The organism is Synechococcus sp. RS9909 (genome assembly GCF_014279595.1).
In the GTDB taxonomy this organism is placed as follows: Bacteria; Cyanobacteriota; Cyanobacteriia; order PCC-6307; family Cyanobiaceae; genus Synechococcus_C.
Genome location: NZ_CP047943.1, coordinates 1,041,866 through 1,065,922, shown reverse-complemented (window position 1 = coordinate 1,065,922; position 24,057 = coordinate 1,041,866). Strand labels below are relative to the sequence as shown.

The window sequence follows — 24,057 nt, the reverse complement described above, 5'->3', positions numbered from 1 at the left end:
AGTAGGGGGCACATTATGCCCCCTACCTCTTTGCTAAGTTTTATGCCTTATTGACTAATCCTATCCACGGCTGCTTTTGATTTTGCAATCACACTTGGAGGTAGCGAAACATAACTCAGCTCTGGCGCCATAGCTTGTGCTTTTTCAGACAGCATATGATTAAACACTTTTTTGAGGAGCGCTGTCTTTTCTCCATTCCCCTTCTCATAGGCCAACACCCATGTGAATGTGACAATGGGATATCCCTTGGCAGGATTTGGATTTCCGCCAATGAGCTCTGGTCCTAAGTCGATAGAGCCTAATGCTTCCGATTCAGTCTCATTCGTTGGCTTAACGAACTCTCCAGAAGCATTTTGCAGGCTTGCCGCTTTTAGCTTATTCTTTACATACGCCATTTCGACATAGCCAAGACCACCATCAATCTGATTGACCTGAGCGGAGACACCTTCATTTCCCTTGGCACCGACTCCCGTAGGCCATGACACAGACTTGCCAGTGCCTGGTCCATTCTCCCAATCTTTGCTGATGGCAGAAAGGTGCTTTGTGAAATTAAATGTTGTACCGGATCCATCTGATCGGTGCACAACAGAAATTGGTTTGTCGTTACAACCTAACTCCTTGTAATTCTTGATTTTTCCAAGGAAAATTCCTGCCAGTTGATCTTGTGAGAGCTTTAATTCGCAATCGGCATTGTTGTATGCAACCGCGATTCCACCGGCTGTCATCGGTATTTGAATGACTCCACGCTCGACTTTCTCCGTCTGCTCTTTTGTCATCGGGGCATCAGACGCACCAAAATCAACTGTTTGAGCAGTGAATTGTCTAATGCCAGCTCCTGATCCTACCGCCTGGTAATTCACATTGATTCCCTCTGGCTGTAATTCTTTGAACCATCGGATATAGATGTTGGCGGGAAATGTGCCGCCAGCTGCATCCAGATTCCCTTTGACAGCCTCTGTAGAACCGGAGCTTGCTGTGTTGTTTGTGCCGCTCGTGCATGCTGTGGTCAAAAGGGCACCGCTGATGACAGCCAATGTGCAAGCTGCTTTTAATTTTGCTTGTCGTTGCATTGTTCTTTAAGGGGGGTTGTTCTTTGTTTGAGATGTGAATTAAGTATTTTAGAGACTAATGAGCACACTCCCTCCTTGTAGTTGCACTCAATGTATCGGCGCGTTTTAGTTTATGGATTATGCCAAGGTTATACGTCTATAAGCTCAACTTATTGGCTTTTCGTTTTCTCGCTCTTGTGCCAAGTAGTTCCGATTGCACCTTAATCTTCTCTTGATCGCGCTTGCGCGCATCTCGATTGAAATAGATTTGAATTGAATGAGTCTTATGGCGCGTGTTACCTTTAAGGTTTCAGATTCACTCTACGAAGATGCCAAGCGTCTTTCCAGATATCGCCAAACGACTTTGAACCGTTTTGTTCAGCAAGCTCTTGTTGCTTACCTTGAGCAGTACTGTGCTGTGAACGAGAAGTTTTCTGATGCTTTTTAGTCTCTCGAGCGTAAGATTTGTTCGTCTCTTTTAGACGCTCGCTGGGTCTTTCTTTTGAGCGACAACTCATGATCCTGAGGGTAAGCCGGATCGCCTTTGATGGTCGGGTGCATCTCTTCCCACGCTTTTGTCGAGGAGCTGCCCCGGTGACTTGCAGGGAAGTCATGGCATGACCTGTCCAGGGAGTCGAACAGCTGCTGTCCACATCGAGGACGTCGATCTCCTGCGTGATGCCACGCCCCCTCACTCTATCGGCAACAAACTCCTAGGTGTCTGACATCACGTCTGTAAGCCAAGGCTTCAGTACAAAAGGTACGGCTGTTCGGTTTCCTGCTTGACCATGCACGTCTTGATCATTGGAGGCAGTGACGCTGGCATCAGTGCGGCGATTCGCATCCGTGAGCTCGATACCAACGCAGAGGTGTCCGTATTGCTCAGGGACGCCTACCCCAACTACAGCATCTGCGGGCTGCCCTTTCTGATCAGCGGCCAAACCGCCATGCCCGAGCAACTGGCCCATCGCAGTCTGTCGGAGCTGGAGCGGCTTGGTTTGCAGATTCAGGCCCACACCACCGCTGTGGCTGTGGATGCCAGCCGCCAAACCGTTGAAACCCACAAGGGCCATCGGATTCCCTACGACCGCTTGATCCTGGCCACCGGAGCCCGCGCAAGGCGGCCGCAACTCGCGGGCGTCGACGAAGAGGGTGTGTTCAGCCTGCGCTGGATGGGGGATGCACTTCGACTGCAGAGCTTTCTGCTCGAGCAGCAGCCCCGCCATGCCGTGATCGTGGGCGGCGGATACATCGGTCTGGAGATGGCGGATGCCCTGCATCGCCGCGGCTTGCAGCTGGCCGTGGTGGAGCACAACACGGCGCTGTTGCGCACGGTTCACGCAAGTCTTGCCTCATCGCTTCAGCAGGCCCTCCTGCAACGCGGCCACAGCCTGCATCTCAATCAGCGCTTGCGTGCGATCCACCGCCAGGGGCGCGCTCTGGCTGCGGAGCTCAGTGATGGCAGCATGATTCACACCGAGATGGTGCTGCTGGCCGTTGGGGCGGTGCCCGCCACCGAGCTGGCCGCCAGCGCCGGGATTGCCCTGGGGGCAGGCGGCGCGATGGTGGTCGACCGGCAGATGCGCACGGGCGTTGATCAGATCTGGGCCGCCGGCGATGGCGTGGAGACCTACCACCGCCTGCTGCAGCGCCACGGCTATCAACCCCTTGGCACCAACGCCCACAAGCAGGGTCGCATCGCCGGTGAGAACGCCCTTGGTGGATCGCGTCACTACGCCGGCACCCTCGGTAGCCAAGTGGTGCAGGTGTTTGATCAGGTGGTGGCCCGCACGGGGTTGCGGAGCAGCGAAGCCGAGGCTGCAGGTTGGCAGGCCCGGAGCGCGGCCTTCAAGTGCTGGAGCCATAAGGCCTACGTGCCCGGTGCGGGCAGCCTGCACTTCAGGATCACAGGCGATGACCGAAGCGGACGCCTCCTGGGGGCGCAGATGGTGGGCCCAGCGGGAGCCGAGGTGGCCAAACGGCTCGACACGTTTGCGCAGGCCCTGTTTCATGAACTCACGATCGAGGCGATCAGTGATCTCGATCTCTGCTACACACCCCCCCTCTCCAGCCCCTGGGATCCGGTGCAGATGGCCGCGCAGCACTGGTGTCTTCAGCGCAATGCAGCCGCTTGATCCGGGAACAAGCGTTGATTGCGATTGGCAATGGCCACCAGGGAGAGCATCACGGGAACTTCCACAAGCACGCCCACCACGGTGGCCAGGGCTGCACCGGAGTTGAGTCCAAACAGGCTGATGGCAACAGCCACAGCGAGCTCAAAGAAATTCGAGGCGCCGATCATCGCTCCAGGCGCCGCAATCGCCCTGGGTTGCCCCCAGCGGCGCATCCATTGCGCACTGATCCAAAAGATGAGATAGGTCTGCACAATCAGAGGGATGGCGATCAACACAATCGCCAGGGGATTGGCGAGAATCGCCTTCGCCTGCACCATGAACAGCACCAGCACGGTGGCAATCAGGCTCACGATCGCCAGGGGTTTGAGCCGCTGCTCCAACCGCTCGATCCGCCCCGGTGATCGCAACAGCAGCCGCGTGAACCACCCCGCCAGCAGAGGCACCACCACAAACAGCCCCACCGCCGTGAGCAGGGTGTCCCACGGCACCAACACCTGGCTCACGCCAAGCAGGAACGCGGCGAGCGGCGCGAAAGCAAACACCAGGATCAGATCGTTGATCGCGACCTGAACCAACGTGTAATTGGCATCGCCGGCACAGAGGCGGCTCCACACAAACACCATGGCCGTGCACGGCGCCACCCCCAGCAGAATCATGCCGGCGATGTATTCATCGGCCATCGCCGCCGGAATCCAGGCGGCGAAGAGGCCGCGGATGAACAGCCAGGCGATGGCCGTCATCGTGAGCGGCTTGATCAGCCAGTTCACCACCACGGTGACGACCAACCCCTTGGGCTGACGCCGCAGGGCCCCGATGGAGCCGAAATCCACCGCCAGCATCATCGGGTAGATCATCCCCCAGATCAGCAGGGCGATCGGCAGATTGATCCGGGCCACATCCAGAGTGGCCACGTCCTCAGCAATCTGGGGAAACAGGGCCCCCAGAGCCACGCCTGCCGCAATGGCGAGGGCCACCCACAGGCTGAGGAAACGCTCGAAGATGCTCATGGCCTCAGCGACAGGGTTTGGCAGGAGTTGCGGAGTGGGCAGCAAGGCCCTGCAGCCAGCCACGCAGCTGCTCAATCGATTCCGTTCGCAAGCGGTAGTACACCCAACGGCCGCTCTGACGGTCGACCAGCAGCCCCGCTTCCTTCAGGACCCTGAGATGAAAGGAGAGTTTCGACTGGGCCAGACCCAGTTGCTCGGTGAGATCACAGACGCAGCGTTCCCCGTCACCAAGGGCTTCGATCACCTGGAGGCGGATCGGATCAGCCAGGGCTTTGAGCAGCGCTCGGGCCTGGTCCGGATCCAGTGCCGGAGGCGGGGGCGCTGGGGCGAGGGACACGGGCATCTCGGCAGTTCAATCAAATCTAATTGCTGCGATTGCTGTCGCTGGAGCCGCAGCAACCCACTGATGCGCCGCCCCTTAACCGCGCCATAAAACATATCAACTCGTCTTGATGGATAGTGGGTGCAGTTGCTGCATCGGCTATGAGAGTGGGCATCAACGGCTTCGGCCGCATCGGTCGGCTGGTGTTCCGGGCCCTGTGGGGTCGCCCCGGTATCGAGATCGTTCAGATCAATGACCCCGCCGGAGACGCCGCAATCGCCGCCCATCTGCTCGAGTTTGACTCCGTGCATGGCCGCTGGGATCGCAGCCTCAACGCCGAAGCCTCCGGTTTCAGCGTGGATGGGCAAGCGGTGGGCTGGTCGCAGGAGCGCGCCATCACCGCGGTGCCCTGGCGGGAGCAGGGGGTGGAGATGGTGCTGGAGTGCAGCGGCAAGATCAAGACCCCCGAAACGCTTGCGCCCTATTTCGAAAGCGTTGGATTGAAACGGGTGGTTGTGGCCTGTCCGGTCAAGGGCGTCGTGGCCGGCGCTGAAGCGCTCAATATCGTGTTCGGCATCAATCAACAGCTCTACGACCCGGCCCGCCATCGCCTGGTCACGGCTGCCTCCTGCACCACCAACTGCCTGGCGCCGATGGTGAAGGTGGTGCAGGAGCAGTTCGGGATTGTGCACGGCATGATCACCACGATTCACGACATCACCAACACCCAGGTGCCGATCGATGCGTTTAAAAGCGATTGGCGCCGCGCCCGCTCCGGTCTCACCTCCCTGATCCCCACCACCACCGGTTCGGCGAAAGCGATCGCCATGATCTTCCCCGAACTCCAGGGCAAGCTGAATGGCCACGCGGTGCGGGTTCCCCTGCTCAACGGCTCGCTCACGGACGCCGTATTCGAACTCCAGCGCGATGTGACCGTGGCGGAGGTGAATGGCGCCCTCCAGGCCGCCGCTGAAGGGCCGCTCAAGGGAATCCTCGGCTACGAGGAGCGCCCCCTGGTGTCGTGCGATTACACCAACGACAGCCGCAGTTCGATCATCGATGCCCCCTCCACGATGGTGGTGGATGGCAACCAGCTCAAGCTGTTCGCGTGGTACGACAACGAATGGGGCTACAGCTGCCGCATGGCGGATCTGGCCTGTCATGTTGCCGCCCTGGAGGCCCGCTGATGCGCAACCTCTCGCCGATTCAGCAGTACGCCATCGTGACGGCCAACAACTGGTCGTTCACAATCACCGATGGAGCGCTGCGCATGCTGGTGGTGTTCCACTTCCTACAGCTCGGTTACAGCACTCTCGAGATTGCCTTCCTGTTCATCTTCTATGAGTTCTTCGGAATTCTCACCAATCTTTACGGCGGCTGGCTGGGTGCCCGCTTCGGTCTGAAGCTCACCCTCTGGGTGGGCACCTTGATGCAGATTGTCGCCCTGTTGCTGCTGGTGCCGGTGGCTGAAACCTGGCCGAAGCTGCTGTCTGTGGTCTGGGTGATGGCCTGTCAGGCCCTCAGCGGCATCGCGAAGGATCTCGAGAAAATGAGCGCCAAGAGCGCGATCCGGGTGGTGGTGCCGGAAACCCCGGACGACCAGGCCCGGGGCGAGACCCAGTTGTTTCGCTGGGTGGCCATCCTCACCGGCGCTAAGAATGCTCTCAAGGGCCTGGGCTTTTTCGTGGGTGGTGTGCTGCTCACCACCGTGGGCTTCAACAAGGCGGTGGTGGTGATGGCGGCCTGGCTGGCTGTGTTTTTTCTGGTGACCATGCTGTTGCCCCGCGACATCGGCAGGATGAAGACGAAGCCCGCCTTCAAGTCGCTGTTCTCGAAGAGCGAGGGCATCAATGTGCTCTCCCTCGCCCGCTTCTTCCTGTTCGGGGCCCGCGATGTCTGGTTTGTGGTGGCTTTGCCGGTGTTTCTGGATCAGGCCCTTGGCTGGAAATTCTGGGAGGTGGGCGGCTTCATGGGCCTTTGGGTGATCGGCTACGGGATCGTGCAGGGCTCCGCTCCCAGCCTGCGCCGAGCCTGGGGTCGGACCCAGCCGCCTGGACCGTCAGCGGTTCAGTTCTGGGCTGCGGTGCTCACTGCCATTCCCGCTTTGATCTCGATCGCTCTTTGGCGGAATGTTGCTCATCCTGGTGTCGCGGTCGTTGTCGGTCTCGCTGCTTTCGGGGTTGTTTTCGCGATGAATTCGTCCATTCACAGCTACATGATCCTCTCTTATACCGAAGCCGAGGATGTTAGCCTCAACGTTGGCTTTTACTACATGGCTAATGCGGCGGGTCGTCTTCTCGGAACTCTACTTTCCGGTGCACTTTTCTTGATAGGTGGGATCGAAGCCTGTTTGTGGGCCTCTGCGGTTTTGGTGGCTCTGGCCTTTATGGCAAGCACGAAACTTCCACTGCCGCCGAGACATTTGAGTGCAGCCGTTTGAGTTGGATCGACGGTGTTATTCAGCGGAATTCAGGTTTACGTGTTTCCTCAAAACTTCTTCTCAGAGAATCACTGAAGCTGACTCCCACTGGCAGTTCGCCACCAAATGATGTGCCGAGAATATGGCGATGGAGTTTTGATTCGACAATCCGATAGGTGTCTGCAGGGAGAGGAATATAGCCGGCTTCATCGACGAAACGCAGGCCATTGCTTAACGTGTACTCCACAAATCTGCGAATCTCGTTGTTGTTTCGCATCTGCTGATCGTTCACATAGATAAACAGCGGCCTGGACAGCGGCTTATAGGTTCCGTCCTGTACCGTTTCTACCGATGGGGGGACAGACTCTCCCTCTGTTCCGATAATCGAGAGGGCCTTGAGTTTCTGTCTATTTGCTTGATAGTAAGCAAAGCCAAAATAGGCCATGGCATCTGGATTGCTGGCAACACATTCCACGAGCACATTATCGTCTTCGCTGCTTTGTACATCCGACCTGGCGTCTGTTTTGTTACCATTAATCGCTTCATTGAAATAGTCATAGGTTCCGGAGTCTGTGCCAGGTACACACAGCTTCAATGGCCGATCAGGCCAATCCAGGTTGATATCACGCCAGGTCGTGACCTTCCCTTCCGCTTGTTTTCCCCATGTGCGTGCCAGTTCTTTGGTGCTGATACTCTTGGCCCAGTCATTGTCGCTGTTCACCACCACGCTGAGGGCATCGAAGGCCAACGGCAGTTCGATAAACGTGACTCCGTTGTCTGCGCAGGTTGCCAACTCACTGCTGTTGATCGGCCGTGAGGCATTGGCGATCGGGATCTTGCCGGCGCAGAACTCACGGATGCCACCGGTTGTTCCGACTTCGTTCAGCACCAGCTTCACATCCTTACCGTTTCTGGTCTTGCGGTAGGCCGTGATGGCTCGTTCGATCACGGGAAACACTGTGCTGGAACCGCTGATCCGAATCGTGTCTGTTGTTGGCGCTTTGGCGGTGCAGGCTGCTACGACGACTGCGAGAGCGGGCACGGCAAGCCATAGAGAGCGGCAGCCTGAATGCTTGACACCCATGGGGTTCGGGAGCTGACTCTTGCAAGCTAGTCCGATCAACTGTGATTGATGTTTAAAATTTACTTAAAAGTCGTCGCGGGTTGGGGGCTGCTACGGGCGTCAGCAGCGCTGCCGCGGGAAATCGTGCACTGACCCCAGGTTTCAAAACATCGCCATGGCTTTAATTTTGCTTATTTTTTTGTCGCTTAAGCCAACAAGGTCTTGCCTTGAAATTAATTTGCGCTTCACCATGTCGGCCAGGATGAACAGGATTTTAGCGTCATCAAATTCGGATCTGCCTTCATAATCAAAACGCTCTGTGCTGAGAAAATCATGAAGTTTCCAGATTGACTCTGCTGTGTTCAGCGAATTGACTTGTTCCTGAAGAGATGCAATGAGAACCTCGATTGATTTCTGATTGCCTCGCTCGAAAGCATGACGAGCAACGACTATTTCATCTTGTGACCAGTCAGTTGCCGACATGAGATTTGGCGTTAACGAGAGGATTGAATGAACTTAAGCTGCTTTGTTGGCAAGATTAAGCCACGGAAGCTCAAACCAGGGAGTGGCAGGAGACTCGTGATGTTCACGATGATAGCCAAAGTGATAACATGCCGCGAATGACACGACTGGGTTGAGAGAGAGGCTTCTCGGTGTTGGGCTTTTGGGTGCATCGGTGCCATGCCGATGTGGCAACCAGGTGCCAACAATGAACAACTGAAGAGAGCTCAAGACAAGTGGAAGCACGCAAAAGGTGAGTACATTATCAAATGGAGACGCGTTAACCGTGCTGGCAAGCCAATAGATCATCGACCAGCCAATCATCAACTTGATCAGTTGTGAGGGGTGGATGTAGTTTCCAATAAAATGGACGTACCAGCTGGCAATACTGGCGCCGTTGTCTGGTGAAAAATCGGGATCGTTCTTTGTTTCCGCAAACTGGTGATGAAGCTTGTGATTACGCTGGCACAAATCAAACTCAAGACCGGCGTAGAGAAAGAGCATGAGGCTTCCGATTCTTCGATTGGCCTCTGGCTTCCCAGCCAGCAGGCTGTTGTGCATCGAATCGTGCGCAATAATGAACAGACCCGTATGCAAAAAGGCCTTGAATGCTACGAAGAGAGCAATTAGAACCGGGTGATAAGATCCCAACTCAAGCTCGAGACCGAAGGCAAGGGAACAAAGCCAAGCACCTAAAATGATTGCCGCCAGGCTTAGCCCCTTAAAATCATGAGCTAACGATTTACTTGCCACTGAGTTTGTCTGCACCCAGCTTTAGAAGCTCATCTGGAGATGCCAAGAGATCAATCGCAACAAAATAGATTTTATTGTTTTCATCAAGCAGAAAACGCCAGGCAACATTCATGCCGACTTCACGTCCAAACCAGGGTGTCTCGACTTTCCCGGTCACTTTGATTTGATTGAAGCCACCCTCTGCAGGCTCACCAAAACCGCCGCGAGGAATCAATTTAAGGTTTTGGCAATCCCGCCTGAAAAATTTCAGAATGGCATCACGACCAACAATTGGTCTTTGAAATGGAGGTTGCAGGGCGCCATCCTCAAGAAAAAGCTCAATAAGTTGATCAAAATCATTGGCATTGAGCAGTTGCATGTAGCTCAAGACTGTTTGGTTGAGCACCCCAGGAATCGTAATGGTTTCACGTTCCTCTGCAGGTGTTGGAATGACGATCGGTTCAGCAACGATTTTGTCGTCATCGATGTTTGGATCGAAGCCCATGTCGACCACGAAATTGCGCAGCAATGTAATCTGCTGGCCTTGTTCAACTTTTTTGACAGCTTCCAAGACGGAGGAAGCATTGGCGGAGAGTTTGTATCCTTGGGGGATGGGGGCAACTTTTCCTTGCCGCATGAGCTCGCCGAGCTCATACCAGAAACCGAGCTTCACATTGACTGACCAATAGGCATACCGCTTTGAAATCGGGCTGTTGATCTTGGAGGCAAGATCACACATCACTTTTGTTTGCTCGTCAAAAGTCATCGCCTCGATTTCGTCGAGGGTTGGTTTTGCCAGGGCCATCCGTGCGGCTCCAGGTGCTGCCACCGTGATGGTTCGGCCCATTTCCAGATAGGCAAACCAGATGAGAGCGAGTTGATCTTCTGCGCTGAGGAGCTTGTAACGGGCTGTGATAGCGGGAACCGCATCAGCCGTTCTCGTCTCAGGAAAAATTTGCCGAGCTTTCTCGATCGTGAACATATGAAGACTCCAACGAACTGGACTGTAACACTTTATTTCTTGCTCTGGCCTTTTTGGGCGTTTTTGCCACGGCGTCGATGCTGCATTTGTTATGCGTTGCGCCGCAGGCGGTCTCGAGTTCTTCCGTCCGCTGGTTCCCGCCTTGCCAAGGTCAAGTCAGGTCGGCGGGGTTAGCTTAGAAGCAATGCCTGGGGCTGAAATGAGCTGGGGCCGGGCCTTGATGCGACGCGACCGGCAGCCTGAGGTGATGGATCAGCCGGGTTTGGATCCAGCTGAGCACCATCGCGCACTTCAGGGACTGCGGCTGATCAATGCGCTCAGCCGCAGTTCTACTGGCGTGTTCTCAGCGCTTCTCAGCCTGCCTTCAAGCGAGACACAGGCACCACTCAGTGTTCTGGAGCTGGCGTGTGGTGGTGGTGATACGGCCATCGACCTGGATTGGATGGCCCGTCGGAGAGGTTTGCAGCTCTCGATCCGTGCCTGCGACCTGAATCCAGAGGCGATCCGCATCGCGCGCAGTAACGCTCTCCGGAGGGGATCAGCGGTTGAGTTCTTTGTTGCCGATGCACTCGAGGATCCAGGACCAGAGCGCGTTGATGTGGTGTTCTGCACTTTGTTTGCCCACCATCTCGACGACGCTGATGTGGTGACGCTGTTGCGGGTGATGGCGGCCAGGGCGCGGCGACTTGTGGTAGTGGATGATCTGATTCGCAGCAGACTGGGTTATGGGCTCGCCTGGTGCGGAACGCGTCTACTGAGTCGATCCTGGGTGGTGCACACCGATGGCCCTCTTTCCGTTCGGGCCGCTTTCACGCCAGCAGAGCTGCGACGTCTGGCGGCAGAAGCGGGCCTCACAACAGCTGAACTTGTGCCGTTCTGGCCAGAGCGGCAGCGCTTGATCTGGTCTCCGTTCTCCTGATGGCGACGATCTGGGATGTGGTGGTGATCGGTGCTGGCGTTGCCGGTGGGTTGGCCGCTCTCGACTGCGCTCGAAGGGGATTGCGCGTTCTTGTGGTGGAGCAGCGTGCCTTTCCGCGTTGGAAGGTGTGTGGCTGTTGTTTCAACGCCCAGGCTCAGGCGGTTCTGGATGCTGTCGATCAAGGTGATCTGATGCAACGGGCTGGTGCCGTTCCGTTGGAGCGACTGCACATCGGCCTCAAGGGTCAGTCCGCGCTTCTGTCTCTACCCGGAGGCTGGGTTCTCTCCCGTGAGCGTTTCGATCAGGCTCTGATGGAGGCCGCCTCACAGGCCGGTGCGACGGTTCGCTTTCAAACGCGTGCTCTTCTGGAGGAGGCGGGACCCAGCGCACGCTCCGTCCGGCTCCTGTCCATCCCCGGTGGAGCGTCAGAGGTGGTGCAAGCCAGGGTGGTTCTGGTGGCCGCGGGTCTGGTGAATCACTGCATCCCCGACCATCGCCGGGACACCAACACCGGTGCATCGCGGATTGGCGCTGGCTGTGTCCTTACCGAGCGGGCGAAGGCTTATGCCGAAAACGTGATTCACATGGCGGTGGGTGCGGGTGGATATGTGGGTCTTGTTCGGCGTGAGGATGGCGCTCTGAACCTCGCGGCTGCTTTCGATCGCTCGTTTCTCCGCCTCCACGGCGGGGCAGCCGCCGCCGCCGGATCCTTGATCCAATCAGCTGGATTTGAGCTACCGACAGATCTGATCGGATCCCGCTGGCAGCTCACCCCTGCGCTGACACGCCGGCCACCCGCGCTTGCGACCTCCCGTTGTTTACTGATCGGCGATGCTGCCGGTTATGTCGAGCCCTTCACCGGGGAGGGAATGGCATGGGCGCTCACAGCCGGAGCTGCTGCCGCCCCCTTCGTGCTCGAGGGCCAGGCCCACTGGTCGCTCGATCTCGAACAACGCTGGCACCGAAACCTCGAGGGATTGGTTCTGCGCCGCCAGCGGGTTTGTCGCTCCCTCGCGTCTGTGCTGCGTCGTCCGATGCTCACAGCGGGGCTGTTCGGTCTCTGCAGGCGATGGCCCGCGTTGCCTGAGCGGATCGTCGCCAGGCTGAATCAGGTGCAGTTGCCCGTCGAGGTGATCCCATGTCTCTGACGCTGCATGGCATGGGCACGGCTGTTCCACCCGGCCGCGTCAGTCTTGACGAGGCGATCGTTCTGTCGGAGCACGTCAGCGAAGCGGCGGGTCCGCCATCGGCGCTCTTGCAACGCATCCACCAGCGCAGTGGTGTGCGCAGCCGCGGCAGTGTCCTGATCTCTGAGGATCAGGGAGAAACCTCATTTCTTGACCGAGTGCCCTTCTATGGGACCGAAAGCCCTTCCACTGCTGAGCGCATGCGGGCCTTTCGTGACCATGCCGCAGCTTTGGCCCTGAAGGCCTCGCGAGCTGCCCTTGCCGACTCCGGTCTTCCGGGTTCAGCCATCACCCATCTGGTGACGGTCTGCTGCACTGGCTTTGACGCTCCCGGCGTTGACCTGGCTTTGATCGCAGAGCTGGGACTGATGCCTGATGTCCAGCGCACTCATGTTGGTTTCATGGGCTGCCATGGAGCTCTCAATGGACTGCGCGTCGCCCGCGCCTTTGCGGAATCAGATGCCTCTGCCGTGGTGTTGCTGTGTTGCGTGGAACTCTGCAGCCTTCATCTCCAATACGGTGCTGATAGGGAGCAAGTGGTGGCCAATGCCCTGTTCGCCGACGGGGCTGCCGCCGTGGTGGCATCTGTTCAACCACCTGGTTGCAATGCCGCTCTGCGTCTCGAGGCCAGCGGGTCCACCGTGATTCCCGGATCCGCAGATCTGATGCATTGGCAGATCGCGGATCATGGTTTCTCCATGGGCCTGTCGCCACGGGTTCCGCAAACCGTGGCCAATGTCCTACGTCCCTGGCTGAATGATTGGTTGAGCCCATGGGGCCTCGATCCCGCCTCGATCACGAGCTGGGCCATGCACCCCGGTGGGCCTCGCATACTGTCGGCCTGTGGCGAAGCGTTGGGACTGAAGCCTTATCAGCTTGATTGTTCCCAAGCTGTGCTGCATGACCACGGCAACATGTCGAGCGCCACGATCCTGTTCATTCTCGAGCGCCTGCGCCAATCCTCCAGTCCTGGCCCCTGTCTGGCGTTGGCTTTCGGTCCAGGTCTCTGCGCTGAAGTTGCTCTGTTCCATCTCACTGCCGGGCGCGATGAAACAACGCAACCATTGGAGCAGCGCTGCGCTACTTGAGGAGTTTCAGGAGTGGCTGTGCCAAGGTTGATTGGCGGACGGACGACTTTGGGCTTCCTTGTGCGGGAAACCGCCCTCGCAACAATCACTTCACATACCGTTACAGTAGATCCAAGCTTCGCTTCCCCAATGGCTGATCCCACTCCCCGCTTCGGCTTTGTTCCTCTTGCAGACACCTTTCTGGCTACGGAGTTGTTGACTGGCCAAAGCATTCTGCAACAGATCGGACTTAGCTGATTCTCCAACAGGGTCCTTTCTCAAGATCCGAACAAGCAGCGATGCAGAGACTTGGACGGTTGCTGGATGAGGGTCAGATTCATTTGGGATGTCGAGTCGCCCCGAATTTGAATCGATAACGACAATTCGCATGACATCTCGAACCATGGTTGAGATATCTTTCGTCATGGATAAATTCTCCGGTCTGCAGATTTGACGTGTCCAACTTCCGTTTCATCCGTCATGAGGACATCTGAAGGATTGTAACCATGCGACCTAGTATTCCTCTAAGAATTTCACAAAGTTTGCTTGGCGTCGCTGGTATATCGACGTCCTATCACCACCTTGACCGTATTCCCGATAATCGTCTCTTGGTTGTCAGCAATCATCGCAGCCTGTTCGATGCGCCCTTGTTAATGTGTGCAATCGGCCGTCCTGTGAGATTTGCTTGCCACTATTACATGAGCCAAGTGCCAGTTCTGCATCAAGCCACCATGTTGATGGGAGCGTTTCCGCTTGAGTCAGGACGTCAATGCCAGGCATCATTTTTCCGTCAGTCAATAAATATTTTGCAATCCAATCAGTTGGTCGGTGTGTTCCCAGAAGGCGCTGCTCCGATGGTGAATGTCAAGCCATCGCATCATCTGAGCCCATTTCACAGAGGCTTTGCACACCTCGCTCTCAAGGCTCCCGTTGACGACCTGGCGGTTCTTCCAGTTGCCATTGCCTCAAGGGATGAAAAACTGGGGCGACTTGCACCGTTACAATGGTTTCGCTATTTCGATCCTTCAGAAGTTCTATTTCAAAATGAGGGCTGGCATTCAGCGGTTATTTATCGTCATGTCGACATTGCCATTGGCAAACCTCTGTTGATTGACAAGGGGTTGAGATCTCAGTATAGAGGACGCAATAGCGCTGCTGTCGTGAGGGAGATCACCGAAAATTGTCAGAATCAGATTGCTGATTTTTTATCTCATGATTACTGTTGAGCCTTTCGCTAATGGCTAACCCGTATGATTCTTTGCGGCTGATTGCTTTGACGCAGGTGACATCACCTCGGCCATTGTTTGTTTTCTTGCCGGGCATGGATGGCACAGGCCTTTCTCTGCAGGCACAACGTGACGGACTGGATCAGAATTTTAATGTCCGATGTCTCTCCATGTCTCCAAGCGATCGCTCAGGATGGGGTGAACTAACAGAACGAACGGCCACTCTGATCAAGATGGAACAGGATCGAAACCCTGGCCAGATGACCATCATTTGTGGCGAGTCATTTGGAGGTTGTCTTGCTCTGAGTTTGATTTTTCGATTCCCAGATTTGTGTGATCAACTGATCTTGGTGAATCCCGCTTCATCTGCACGGAATCAGCTTTGGATTCATCCTTGTAGTGCAATAACAAAATTGTTGCCAGTTCCGCTTTATAATCTTTCAACACTTGGCCTCTGCGATCTTTTGATTGCATCCCATCGGGTTCGCAAGTCCATGAAGCGACGATTGTTGTCCGCCATGCAATCTGTCGGTCCTGAGACTGCCGCCTGGAGGCTGTCATTGTTGAAGCAGTTTGATGTCGATGACTTTGCAGTTGATCGTGCACACCAATCAACGTTGATCATGGTATCTGGTGCGGATCGTCTTCTCCCTTCAAGGAGCGAAGCGTCTCGATTGACGCGTTATCTTCCTGGGGCAAGAACCTTTGTACTTCCCCAAAGCGGGCATGCTTGCCTTTTGGAAAGTCAAGTCAACTTATTGGACATCCTCAAGTTGCAGGCCGAGGGGTCTAATCGTTCTTTGTCGTGCTTGCCGGTTGTGGTGCAACCCATGAACCTGGTGCTCTGACCGTACGGATCACCCGCCGCAGTCGTTTCAAGAGTCAACAAGACAAAGTCTGAGCTTGAAGGCGATTGGGAGGTATTGATTTTTTCACGCAACGCCCGACAGGTCTGAATCAATTCCAGCACTAGCAGCTAGTGAGGTTTCCAATCGGGATTGCTGGGCGACGAGATCGGGGGCGAAACGCCTCAAGATGAGCTCATCGAGAGCGAAGCGTCCCGGACCTGCTGTGAGTATGACAGCCGCAGCTCCAAAGTAAAGGCCAAGCAGCTCCAACAAATAGATGTTGAAGCCGTTGATAGCGATGGCATGATAGATGGCAACGCTGATTGTGCCCAGAATGGCGAGGGCGCCGAATCGTGTGAACAAACCAAGAATCAAGAGCCAGCTACCGACGATTTCAGAGAATGCAGCGATGTAAGACAGCGCAATCGGGAATGGCAGATGCAAAGGGCGGACAAAGGCGTCGGCGAAATTCTCGATATTGGCAAGTTTTTCGTAGCCATGATGAATCAAGAGTGTTCCTGTGAACACCCTTAACACCAGCAGCCCGAAATCAAGAAGGAATGGTTTCGAAAGGACGACGCGAAGCATCGCAGACCAGAATTGCTTTACAAAACTTAAGGGCATCCGGCTGTCAACCGCGAGCTGCGTCTCGATGTTGATGCGTATTAGGTAAAAATACCCAAGCAGCTTTCGGCTCCACGCTCCCCAGCGCTGCTTATCAAGGTTGCTGAAGAAACCTTGCGTTCTGCTGGCATGACCACAGCTGATCAGATGCAGGAGCAGGTGGATCAGAACCTGCGCCACTCCCACCCCGCGCACTCGAGCTGGTGGTGGAGCTCTCTGCAGGCGTCAGGTTCTCAAGGGTCACAGGATGGTGAGAACCAAATGGACGGAGAAAATTAACAAGGAATCCGGCGTGCCCGATATTGGCGTCAAGGCGGAGGGTATCGGGTGATTGCCACTGGAGAAGCCCCGACTCATTGCAGTTCCTGCATAATCATTGCTGAGTATTGTGTCTCCCGCGATGCAGTTGTTAGCCTCAGAGAGGTGGCCGATCTCGACTGAATGGTTTCAGAAGATTTCGTGGAGTTTATCTACCGCTCCGCTTGCAGCCTGACGTTACAAGAGAGAATCAGAACATGCACATCACCGGAGCAAATCGCTGAGATCGCGCAGTCGTGCGGCTTGACACTATCCACAGAGGAGCTGTTCAAGCACTCCAGGCATTTACTAGCTTGCTTTTACCCTTGGCATGGCCGAGGTGACGCGTGGCGCAAAGAGTTTTTCAACCCACCCCGTCGCACCGACCCTTGTGACAATCAAGATCGAATGGCAGGACCAGCATGGCCGCTGGCAGCACCTTCAAACCAAGCAGAACCAGGCCGACGCCTATCGCATCGCCATGCGCCGGGCTGAATCCAGCGGCGAACGTCACCGCCTGGTCGATGACTCAGGTCGGTTGCTGGAGCTGCTCGCCGCCTGAGCTTCCAGACGCGCACACAACGCTCAGCAGATCACATTGTTAGGAGGCGCCGTGTGGCTGTAGCAGGACGAGCTCTGTTCACTCTCAAATCAGGGCAATCGGGCCTCGGGATTTACACCTCGAAAAGGGACGCGGCCTGCGGTGATCAGCAGATCGATGTCGGAATCAGGCCCGGCCTGGCCGCGGGCCCTGGAACCGAACAGCCTCACCTCACTGCCAGGGATGGCCTGGTGGATCAAATCTGCCATCGCTGGCAGCCGCTGATCAATTGATGGAGCACTTAAGGCAGTCATGAAGCCATTCTGCTGGGATCGATCGCCTCCGCCAAAACCCCCTCAATCCAGCGCTGGTGCGCGGTCGTGGTGACCAGTCCCGCCAGCGAGGGCTGGGCATCCGTCGCTTGAGCCTGGCGTTGCTGCTTGTCGTAGAGCGCCAGGCCAAAGGCGTTGCCAAAGCTCATCAGCGCCCGTTTGGTCGCATCGGTTTCGGCCTCCTTGAGGGCTGATTCATGCGCCAAGCCCTGATCCAGATCAATGCCCTGGCCGGCGCCGGAGCCCTCGCGGATCAAGCAGCGCTCCCCGGCAATCACGACAATCCGCACCCTGCGGTGTCAGTCACACACCCAAGGATTTTAACGGGGCCAAAACCCTTGAAAGGCAAGGATTTTAGCCCAGAATCCGGGTGTTAACTGAAATGGGTCGCCTGAGATTCGAACTCAGGACCAATCGGTTAAAAGCCGAGTGCTCTACCGCTGAGCTAGCGACCCGCCCGCTGGGGCATGCCGTTTGGCACCCATGGAGATTATCACCGGGGCTGACGGGAGACTGGGCTGGTCGACGCGTTGAATTCATGCCGGACACAGCCATCTCTTCGCACTGGGGGCAACCACGCGTTGATCCCCAGGCCTGGGTTGCCGCCTCGGCTGTGGTGATGGGCGATGTGGAGATCGCCGCTGGCGCCAGTCTTTGGCCCATGGCAGTCGCCCGCGGTGACATGGCCGCTATCCGCATCGGCGCCCGCAGCAACGTTCAGGACGGGGCCGTGCTTCATGGCGATCCAGGCGCACCGGTGCAGATCGGCGAGGACGTGACGATCGGCCATCGCGCCGTCGTGCACGGAGCCACCCTCGAGAACGGTTGCTTGATCGGCATCGGCGCCATCGTGCTCAATGGCGTCACCGTTGGCGAGGGGGCCCTGGTGGCCGCCGGAGCCGTGGTCACCAAAGACGTTCCGCCCCGCAGCCTGGTGGCAGGCGTGCCGGCCCAGGTGAAACGGGAACTCCCTGAGACAGCCGTCGAAGAGCAACGGCAGCACGCCCACCACTACGCCGCCCTGGCCGCGCAGTGGCGCGACCAAAACACTGCAATGCTGCAAAACCAAACGGTCAGCACCAGCCTTCCCACTCACTCACCAAGCTGTCCTTAAGATCAGCTGCATCATCTGATCGGACCCATGGATCTCCGGCTTGTCCTCGTGGCATCACCCATTCTTCTGGCACTGGGCTGGGCAGGCTTCAACATTGGTCGCGCCGCCTTGGGGCAACTTCAACTGATGCTCAAGCGCAGCCGCGCCTGAACTCCTGGCCTGATCGATAGGGTGAAGAATCACCACTGATTCAGGTCTTTGAACCAGGACGCCCCTGTCGTCGTGATCGGCGCCGGCCTGGCCGGCACCGAAGCCGCCTGGCAGATCGCCAGCGCGGGGGTACCGGTGCGCCTGGTGGAGATGCGTCCCGTGCGCCGTTCACCGGCCCACCACAGCAGCGAATTCGCCGAGCTGGTGTGCAGTAACAGTTTCGGGGCGCTGAGCAGCGACCGCGCCGCTGGCTTGCTGCAAGAGGAACTGCGCCGCCTGGGCTCACTGGTGATCCGCACCGCCGATGCGCACGCCGTGCCCGCCGGCGGTGCCCTGGCGGTGGATCGCGGCCGCTACAGCGCCGCCCTCACCGCAGCCCTCGAGCAGCACCCGCTGGTGACGGTGGAGCGCCGCGAGCAGACCGAACTACCTGGCGCCGGCGACATCGCCGTGCTCGCCACCGGCCCGCTCACCAGCGAACCGCTCGCCGAGCAGCTGCGCGCCTTCACCGGCCGGGCCGACTGCCACTTCTTCGATGCCGCCAGCCCGATCGTGGAAGGCGAGAGCATTGATCTATCCGTGGCCTTCCGCGCCTCCCGCTACGACAAGGGCGACGCCGACTACATCAACTGCCCGATGAACAAAGAGCAGTTCCTCGCCTTCCGCGAAGCGCTGCTGACGGCCGAACAGGCCGAACTCAAGGATTTCGAAAAGGAGAACGCCACCTTCTTCGAGGGCTGCCTGCCAATCGAAGAGCTCGCCCGCCGCGGCGAAGACACAATGCGCTACGGGCCGCTCAAGCCGATCGGCCTCTGGGATCCCCGCTGGGGCGATGTGAACGACCGCGATGTGCGCCGCGCCAAGCGGGCCTATGCGGTGGTGCAACTGCGCCAGGAAGACAAAGACGGCCGCCTCTGGAACCTGGTGGGCTTCCAGACCAACCTCAAATGGGGCGAGCAGAAGCGCGTGCTGCGGCTGATCCCGGGCCTGGAGAACGCCGAATTCGTGCGCTTCGGGGTGATGCACCGCAACACCTTCCTCGAGGCGCCGCAGCTGCTCGATGCCACGCTGCAGTTTCGCCAGCGGCCCACGCTGCTCGCGGCGGGGCAGATCACTGGCACCGAGGGCTACGCGGCGGCGGTGGCTGGCGGCTGGCTGGCCGGCACCAACGCCGCTCGGCTGGCTCTTGGCCAGGAGCCGCTGCAGCTACCGGCCACCTCGATGATCGGCGCCCTCACCCACTTCATCGCCGAAGCCCCGAGCGAGAAGTTCCAGCCGATGCCCCCCAACTTCGGCCTGCTGCCGGAGCTGCCCGAGCGCATTCGCGATAAGCGACGCCGTTATGGCGCCTATCGGGATCGGGCCCTGGCGGATCTGTTGCTAGCAACAGAGAAAAGGTCGCCATCCCATGTCGCCTGCACGGGCTAGCCACGCCCGACGGATCGAAAGGCAATCCCTGCAGATCGGCGTGCTCGCCAGTGCCCTGATGGCCCTGGCCGGCATCTGGGTGCATCTACTCTCCGGTTCCACAGCCCTGCTGCTCGATGGCCTTTATTCGGCCGTCATGGTGGGCTCTGGGCTGGTGGCGGCAAAGATCAGCTGCAATGTGGTGCGTCCCCCCGATCGCGCCTACCCCTACGGCTACGACGGCCAGGAAGCTCTTTATGTGCTGTTCCGCTCCCTGGTTCTCGTGGGTGTGCTCAGCTTTGCGGCGATCACCGCCCTGAGCACGATCATCGACTACGCCAATGGCAAGGCGATCGCACCGGTGAGCCTCTGCCCTGTGGCGCTGTATTCCGGCGCGATGGTGGCGATCTGCTGGGGGCTCGCCTGGCGTCACCACCACGACTGGCAACGCACCGGCAGCCAATCCCAGCTGCTGCTCACCGAAGCGAAAGCGGCCCGCGTCGATGGCCTGATCAGCGGTCTGACCGGGCTCGCCCTGCTCGCCTCACCCCTGCTCAGCGGCACCGCTCTGGCTGGGCTCGGACCGATCACCGACGCCTTGCTGGTGCTGATAGTGAGCCTGGTGGTCTTGCGCGAACCGTTGCAAGCCTTCCTCACCGCTCTGGGCCAGGCCGCCGGTGCGTCTGCGGAAGGGGAAATGATTCACAGCACCCGCCTGGCCCTGACGGATCTTCTGGCCGGACTCTCCTGCTGGCTGCTCGACCTCACCGTGATGCAGGTGGGGCGGACCGCCTTCGTTGTGGTGTATCTGAATCCAAACCAACCCATGGATGGCGCCGCCATCGATCTGATCCGCGATCGGATCGAAGAACGCTGCCGCGAGCTCCTGCGCATGCCTGTGCGATCGGAAGTGATCCTCACGGCCACACCACCCTTCGGAGCCTCCGGCACCTCGTAGGGTTCAGGCCTGATTGACGGGTGTCCGTGCCAAAGCCTGACTGGGACGTGATCGTGATCGGCTCGGGCATCGGCGGCCTGGTGACCGCCTCGCAGCTGGCCGCCAAGGGCGCCAAAACGCTGGTGCTGGAGCGCTACCTGATCCCCGGGGGCTCGGGCGGCAGCTTCCGGCGCGAGGGCTACACCTTTGATGTGGGCGCCTCGATGATCTTCGGGTTCGGAGACAAGGGCCACACCAACCTGCTCACCCGCGCCCTGGCCGATGTGGGCCAGCACTGCGACACGGTGCCCGATCCGGCCCAGCTCGAATACCACCTGCCCGGCGGGCTCAACGTGGCGGTGGACCGCGACTACGAGGCCTTCATCGCGCAGCTCTCAGCCCTCTTCCCCCACGAAGCGAAGGGTATCCGCGTCTTCTACGACACCTGTTGGCAGGTGTTCAACTGCCTCGATGCGATGCCGCTGCTCTCGCTCGAAGACCCGGCCTATCTCACGAAGGTGTTTTTCAAAGCGCCATTGGCGTGTCTGGGGCTGGCCCGCTGGCTGCCCTTCAACGTGGGCGATGTGGCGCGCAAGCACATCCACGACGAACAGCTGCTCAAGCTGATCGATATGGAGTGCTTCTGCTGGAGCGTGATGCCCGCAGACCTGACGCCGATGATCAATGCGGGGATGGTGTTCTCCGATCGCCATGCCGGCGGCATCAACTACCCCAAAGGAGGCGTTGGCGTGATCGCCGAGAAGCTGGTGGCGGGCCTCGAGAGCCATGGCGGCACAATCCGCTACAAGGCACGCGTCACCAAGGTGCTGATTGAGAACGGCCAGGCCGTGGGCGTGCGATTGGCCGATGGCGAGGAAATCCGTGGCCGCCGCGTCGTGAGCAACGCCACCCGCTGGGACACCTTTGGTGGGCTGGTGGATGCCGCCCACACCCCCAAAGCCGAAACCACCTGGCGCCGCCGCTACAAGCCCTCCCCCTCCTTCCTCTCGCTGCATTTGGGCGTGGAGGCCTCCGTGATCCCCGAGGGCTTCCACTGCCACCACCTGCTGCTCGACAACTGGGCCGAGATGGAGAGCGAGCAGGGGGTGATTTTCGTGTCGATCCCCACGCTGCTCGATCCCTCCCTGGCGCCGGAAGGGCGGCACATCGTGCACACCTTCACCCCCAGCGACATCCAGACCTGGACCAAGCTCAGCCCTGTGGACTACAAAGCCAAGAAAAGCGCCGACGCCGCACGACTGGTGCAGCGGCTCGAAGCGATCCTCCCCGGCCTCGGCGCCGCGATCCGCCACCAGGAGATCGGCACCCCCCGCACCCACCGCCGCTTCCTTGGCCGCATGGGCGGCAGCTACGGCCCGATCCCGGCGCTGCGCCTCCCCGGCCTGCTGCCGATGCCCTTCAACCGCACCGGCGTGAACCACCTCTACTGCGTGGGCGATTCCTGCTTCCCGGGCCAGGGGCTCAATGCGGTGGCCTTCAGCGGCTTTGCCTGCGCCCACCGCATCGGCGCCGACCTGGGCCTGAACCCCTGGGCGTTGCCGGCCTGATCAGGCCAGGGCAAGACGCCGGAGGCCACACTCCCCACTCACAGCGCCTATCCCCCTCTCCATAGGGTGTCACTCCAAAGCGTCTTGCGTAGCTTCATGGCCGCCTCCAGCGACAGCACCCCGAGCGCAGCGGATCTGGCCCGCTACATCGAGCAGCGGGGTGAGCTTGGCAAACCCTGGATGCTGCAGATGCTCCGGCTGGCGAAACTCAAGGAAGCCCGGGAGGAGATGAGCCCGGAGGCCTATTTGCGCAGCATTCAGGAGGCCCATGCCGATCTGATGCGGCTGGGGGAATTCTGGAAAGGGCGCGAAGCCGAGCTGTTCGAGGGCCGCTACAGCCCCAGTGATGTGATCGAGCCGCTTCCCGGTTCCGCCGACGACCGCTGAGATGGAGGCGATGGACGAACGCTTCCAGATCTCACCCTTGATCCGGGGCACCCTGATTGGCGTCTACCTGGCGTTGGTGCTGCCTCTCCCCCTGATGGCACCACCCGGACTGCGACCCCTGCTGCTTCTCGCCGCGCCGATCGGCCTGGCCTTGGTGTGGGCGCTGCTCAGTGAAGAGGTGCGACTCAATGACCAGAGGATCCAGGTGGGATATCCACGCTGGTGCGCCTGGTTGCTGCGGCGCGGCTGGCAGCTGCCCTGGCAGGAGATCAGCCGCCTCATTCCCATGGGCACCAGTCAGGGCGGCACGGTGTATTACGTGAGCAGTGCCCGTCAGGAGCACTATCTGTTGCCTCAGCGGCTTGATCGCTTCGACGCTTTTCTCAAGCGATTCCAGACCGCAAGCGGCGTGGACACCTCCAAGGTGCAACGGCTCACGCCGCCCTGGACCTATCAGCTCCTTGCCCTGCTCGCCGCCCTGATGCTCACCTCGGAACTGGTCGCGTTCGCAGCAATGAACGCTGGCTGGATCACGCTGCCGGAAGGCCCTCCAGGCTGAAGCGATAGCCCTGCTGGCGCACGGTGGTGATGCCGCCACCTTCACCAAGACCGGCCTGCTCCAGCTTGCGCCGCAGGGTGAGCACCTGGGTGTCCACCGATCGCGGCCCACCGCTGAAGGGGGGCCAGGCCATGCGCAACAGGTCCTGGCGACTGCGCACCATTCCCGGTGGCATCAGCAAGGCACAAAGAAGAGCAAATTCCCGCGGGCTCAGCTCCACAGGCTTCTCGCGCAGCGTCACCTGGCGAAGGAGCAGATGCACCTGCAGCGGCCCCACCGTGACCTGCTCCTGCAGTCCGGTGCCGCCACGGCGCAGCAGGGTGCGACAACGGGCCGCCAGCTCCTCCAACCCGAACGGTTTACGGAGCACATCATCGGCACCATCGTCGAGGAGGCCCACCACGGGCTCAGCACCGGAACGGGCCGTGAGCACAATCACCGGACAGCGCAGCTGCTGAGCCAGCCGCAGGGCGGAACTCTGCTCAAGGATCTCAGCGCTCACCAACAGATCGGGCGATTGCTCCTGGCACACCTCCAAGGCCTCGGCAGCGGTGGCCACCGCCGCCGTGAGGTGACCGTCCTGACGCAGACGCTGCACCAGAACGGTGCGCAGGGTGGGGTGCGGCTCCACCACCAGCACCCGCGATGGCTCCTTTGGACTCCCGCTGGATCGCATGGAGGTGG

At 58.9% G+C, this 24,057-nt stretch carries 27 protein-coding genes, 1 tRNA gene and 1 pseudogene; 17 read left to right on the top strand and 12 right to left on the bottom strand.

The window, feature by feature from the left end:
* Nucleotides 1-47: 47 nt before the first annotated feature.
* The gene (gene pstS / locus SynRS9909_RS05085; RefSeq protein ID WP_071933932.1) at nt 48-1,070 is read right to left on the bottom strand and encodes a phosphate ABC transporter substrate-binding protein PstS; all 1,023 of its coding nucleotides are present in this window, start codon (nt 1,068-1,070) and stop codon (nt 48-50) included.
* Between the two features lie 767 nt (nt 1,071-1,837).
* On the opposite strand from pstS, the gene SynRS9909_RS05080 reads away from it, so the two are divergent.
* The gene (locus SynRS9909_RS05080; RefSeq protein WP_038000737.1) at nt 1,838-3,184 is read left to right on the top strand and encodes an FAD-dependent oxidoreductase; all 1,347 of its coding nucleotides are present in this window, start codon (nt 1,838-1,840) and stop codon (nt 3,182-3,184) included.
* Here SynRS9909_RS05080 and arsB read toward each other — a convergent pair.
* Together arsB and SynRS9909_RS05070 are read right to left on the bottom strand one after the other, a co-directional pair.
* Nucleotides 3,163-4,191, bottom strand: a complete 1,029-nt coding sequence (gene arsB, locus SynRS9909_RS05075; RefSeq protein ID WP_186593793.1) for an ACR3 family arsenite efflux transporter — start codon at nt 4,189-4,191, stop codon at nt 3,163-3,165. The two genes, SynRS9909_RS05080 and arsB, sit on opposite strands and share 22 nt — an antisense overlap.
* 4 nt (nt 4,192-4,195) lie before the next feature.
* A complete protein-coding gene (locus SynRS9909_RS05070) occupies nt 4,196-4,534 on the bottom strand; it encodes a helix-turn-helix transcriptional regulator (protein WP_007100130.1) in 339 nt (112 codons plus the stop codon).
* Nucleotides 4,535-4,674: 140 nt separating this feature from the next.
* Here SynRS9909_RS05070 and SynRS9909_RS05065 point away from each other — a divergent pair, with 140 nt between their 5' ends.
* Both SynRS9909_RS05065 and arsJ read left to right on the top strand, forming a co-directional pair.
* Entirely contained in the window at nt 4,675-5,700 is a 1,026-nt protein-coding gene (locus tag SynRS9909_RS05065) for an ArsJ-associated glyceraldehyde-3-phosphate dehydrogenase (protein ID WP_038000740.1), read from the top strand.
* Nucleotides 5,700-6,953: an organoarsenical effux MFS transporter ArsJ gene (arsJ, locus tag SynRS9909_RS05060; protein ID WP_007100132.1), complete on the top strand. Its 1,254-nt coding sequence runs from the start codon at nt 5,700-5,702 to the stop codon at nt 6,951-6,953. Before SynRS9909_RS05065 ends, arsJ begins: the two co-directional genes overlap by 1 nt.
* Before the next feature lie 19 nt (nt 6,954-6,972).
* Here the strand turns inward: arsJ and SynRS9909_RS05055 are convergent, their stop codons facing one another.
* The 4 genes from SynRS9909_RS05055 to SynRS9909_RS05040 all read right to left on the bottom strand — a co-directional run bounded on the left by SynRS9909_RS05055 (nt 6,973) and on the right by SynRS9909_RS05040 (nt 10,210).
* Nucleotides 6,973-8,016 (bottom strand): PstS family phosphate ABC transporter substrate-binding protein, encoded by a 1,044-nt coding sequence (locus tag SynRS9909_RS05055; protein WP_071933933.1) that lies wholly within the window; start codon nt 8,014-8,016, stop codon nt 6,973-6,975.
* 141 nt (nt 8,017-8,157) lie between these two features.
* Entirely contained in the window at nt 8,158-8,478 is a 321-nt protein-coding gene (locus SynRS9909_RS05050; protein WP_007100134.1) for a hypothetical protein, read from the bottom strand.
* Nucleotides 8,479-8,511: 33 nt separating this feature from the next.
* Nucleotides 8,512-9,249: a beta-carotene ketolase gene (locus SynRS9909_RS05045; protein ID WP_007100135.1), complete on the bottom strand. Its 738-nt coding sequence runs from the start codon at nt 9,247-9,249 to the stop codon at nt 8,512-8,514.
* The gene (locus SynRS9909_RS05040; protein ID WP_007100136.1) at nt 9,239-10,210 is read right to left on the bottom strand and encodes an orange carotenoid-binding protein; all 972 of its coding nucleotides are present in this window, start codon (nt 10,208-10,210) and stop codon (nt 9,239-9,241) included. Before SynRS9909_RS05040 ends, SynRS9909_RS05045 begins: the two co-directional genes overlap by 11 nt.
* A 199-nt stretch (nt 10,211-10,409) precedes the next feature.
* On the opposite strand from SynRS9909_RS05040, the gene SynRS9909_RS05035 reads away from it, so the two are divergent.
* From SynRS9909_RS05035 to SynRS9909_RS05015, 5 genes are all read left to right on the top strand, one after another.
* Nucleotides 10,410-11,129 (top strand): class I SAM-dependent methyltransferase, encoded by a 720-nt coding sequence (locus tag SynRS9909_RS05035; RefSeq protein WP_007100137.1) that lies wholly within the window; start codon nt 10,410-10,412, stop codon nt 11,127-11,129.
* Nucleotides 11,129-12,277 carry an NAD(P)/FAD-dependent oxidoreductase gene (locus SynRS9909_RS05030; protein WP_007100138.1) on the top strand — a complete coding sequence of 383 codons (1,149 nt, stop codon included), beginning with the start codon at nt 11,129-11,131 and terminating at the stop codon, nt 12,275-12,277. Before SynRS9909_RS05035 ends, SynRS9909_RS05030 begins: the two co-directional genes overlap by 1 nt.
* Nucleotides 12,268-13,404 (top strand): type III polyketide synthase, encoded by a 1,137-nt coding sequence (locus SynRS9909_RS05025; RefSeq protein ID WP_050752433.1) that lies wholly within the window; start codon nt 12,268-12,270, stop codon nt 13,402-13,404. The genes SynRS9909_RS05030 and SynRS9909_RS05025 overlap by 10 nt, the downstream gene beginning before the upstream one ends.
* A 485-nt stretch (nt 13,405-13,889) precedes the next feature.
* Nucleotides 13,890-14,609, top strand: coding sequence for a 1-acyl-sn-glycerol-3-phosphate acyltransferase (locus SynRS9909_RS05020; RefSeq protein WP_007100140.1), 720 nt, complete (start codon nt 13,890-13,892; stop codon nt 14,607-14,609).
* Nucleotides 14,606-15,457, top strand: coding sequence for an alpha/beta fold hydrolase (locus SynRS9909_RS05015; RefSeq protein WP_205407505.1), 852 nt, complete (start codon nt 14,606-14,608; stop codon nt 15,455-15,457). Before SynRS9909_RS05020 ends, SynRS9909_RS05015 begins: the two co-directional genes overlap by 4 nt.
* An 84-nt stretch (nt 15,458-15,541) precedes the next feature.
* Here the strand turns inward: SynRS9909_RS05015 and SynRS9909_RS05010 are convergent, their stop codons facing one another.
* Nucleotides 15,542-16,045, bottom strand: coding sequence for a DoxX family protein (locus SynRS9909_RS05010; protein WP_038001469.1), 504 nt, complete (start codon nt 16,043-16,045; stop codon nt 15,542-15,544).
* Nucleotides 16,046-16,522: 477 nt separating this feature from the next.
* On the opposite strand from SynRS9909_RS05010, the pseudogene SynRS9909_RS14170 reads away from it, so the two are divergent.
* Together SynRS9909_RS14170 and SynRS9909_RS13930 are read left to right on the top strand one after the other, a co-directional pair.
* Nucleotides 16,523-16,654, top strand: a pseudogene (locus SynRS9909_RS14170) (Nif11-like leader peptide family natural product precursor); the annotation flags it as partial.
* A gap of 64 nt (nt 16,655-16,718) precedes the next feature.
* The gene (locus tag SynRS9909_RS13930) at nt 16,719-16,940 is read left to right on the top strand and encodes a hypothetical protein (RefSeq protein WP_240307703.1); all 222 of its coding nucleotides are present in this window, start codon (nt 16,719-16,721) and stop codon (nt 16,938-16,940) included.
* Between the two features lie 89 nt (nt 16,941-17,029).
* Here SynRS9909_RS13930 and SynRS9909_RS05000 read toward each other — a convergent pair whose 3' ends face one another.
* The 3 genes from SynRS9909_RS05000 to SynRS9909_RS04990 form a co-directional block, all read right to left on the bottom strand.
* On the bottom strand, nt 17,030-17,188 hold the full coding sequence (locus tag SynRS9909_RS05000) for a nucleotidyltransferase family protein (protein ID WP_255479234.1): 159 nt from the start codon (nt 17,186-17,188) through the stop codon (nt 17,030-17,032).
* Nucleotides 17,189-17,229: 41 nt separating this feature from the next.
* Nucleotides 17,230-17,541, bottom strand: coding sequence for a Rad52/Rad22 family DNA repair protein (locus tag SynRS9909_RS04995; protein WP_007100145.1), 312 nt, complete (start codon nt 17,539-17,541; stop codon nt 17,230-17,232).
* A gap of 93 nt (nt 17,542-17,634) precedes the next feature.
* Nucleotides 17,635-17,706 (bottom strand) — tRNA-Lys (locus tag SynRS9909_RS04990).
* Between the two features lie 83 nt (nt 17,707-17,789).
* Between SynRS9909_RS04990 and SynRS9909_RS04985 the strand changes: the two genes are divergently transcribed.
* From SynRS9909_RS04985 to SynRS9909_RS04955, 7 genes are all read left to right on the top strand, one after another.
* Entirely contained in the window at nt 17,790-18,365 is a 576-nt protein-coding gene (locus tag SynRS9909_RS04985) for a gamma carbonic anhydrase family protein (RefSeq protein ID WP_007100146.1), read from the top strand.
* 27 nt (nt 18,366-18,392) lie between these two features.
* A complete protein-coding gene (locus tag SynRS9909_RS04980) occupies nt 18,393-18,515 on the top strand; it encodes a photosystem II protein Y (protein ID WP_007100147.1) in 123 nt (40 codons plus the stop codon).
* A gap of 48 nt (nt 18,516-18,563) precedes the next feature.
* Entirely contained in the window at nt 18,564-19,943 is a 1,380-nt protein-coding gene (gene trmFO / locus SynRS9909_RS04975) for an FADH(2)-oxidizing methylenetetrahydrofolate--tRNA-(uracil(54)-C(5))-methyltransferase TrmFO (protein WP_007100148.1), read from the top strand.
* Entirely contained in the window at nt 19,924-20,880 is a 957-nt protein-coding gene (locus tag SynRS9909_RS04970; protein ID WP_007100149.1) for a cation transporter, read from the top strand. The genes trmFO and SynRS9909_RS04970 overlap by 20 nt, the downstream gene beginning before the upstream one ends.
* A gap of 26 nt (nt 20,881-20,906) precedes the next feature.
* On the top strand, nt 20,907-22,427 hold the full coding sequence (gene crtH, locus SynRS9909_RS04965) for a carotenoid isomerase (protein ID WP_038001473.1): 1,521 nt from the start codon (nt 20,907-20,909) through the stop codon (nt 22,425-22,427).
* 96 nt (nt 22,428-22,523) lie between these two features.
* Nucleotides 22,524-22,814, top strand: coding sequence for a hypothetical protein (locus SynRS9909_RS04960; RefSeq protein ID WP_007100151.1), 291 nt, complete (start codon nt 22,524-22,526; stop codon nt 22,812-22,814).
* A gap of 1 nt (nt 22,815) precedes the next feature.
* Nucleotides 22,816-23,373 carry a hypothetical protein gene (locus tag SynRS9909_RS04955; RefSeq protein WP_007100152.1) on the top strand — a complete coding sequence of 186 codons (558 nt, stop codon included), beginning with the start codon at nt 22,816-22,818 and terminating at the stop codon, nt 23,371-23,373.
* Here the strand turns inward: SynRS9909_RS04955 and SynRS9909_RS04950 are convergent.
* Nucleotides 23,345-24,049, bottom strand: coding sequence for a response regulator transcription factor (locus SynRS9909_RS04950; protein WP_116431338.1), 705 nt, complete (start codon nt 24,047-24,049; stop codon nt 23,345-23,347). The genes SynRS9909_RS04955 and SynRS9909_RS04950 overlap by 29 nt on opposite strands.
* Between the last annotated feature and the right edge of the window lie 8 nt (nt 24,050-24,057).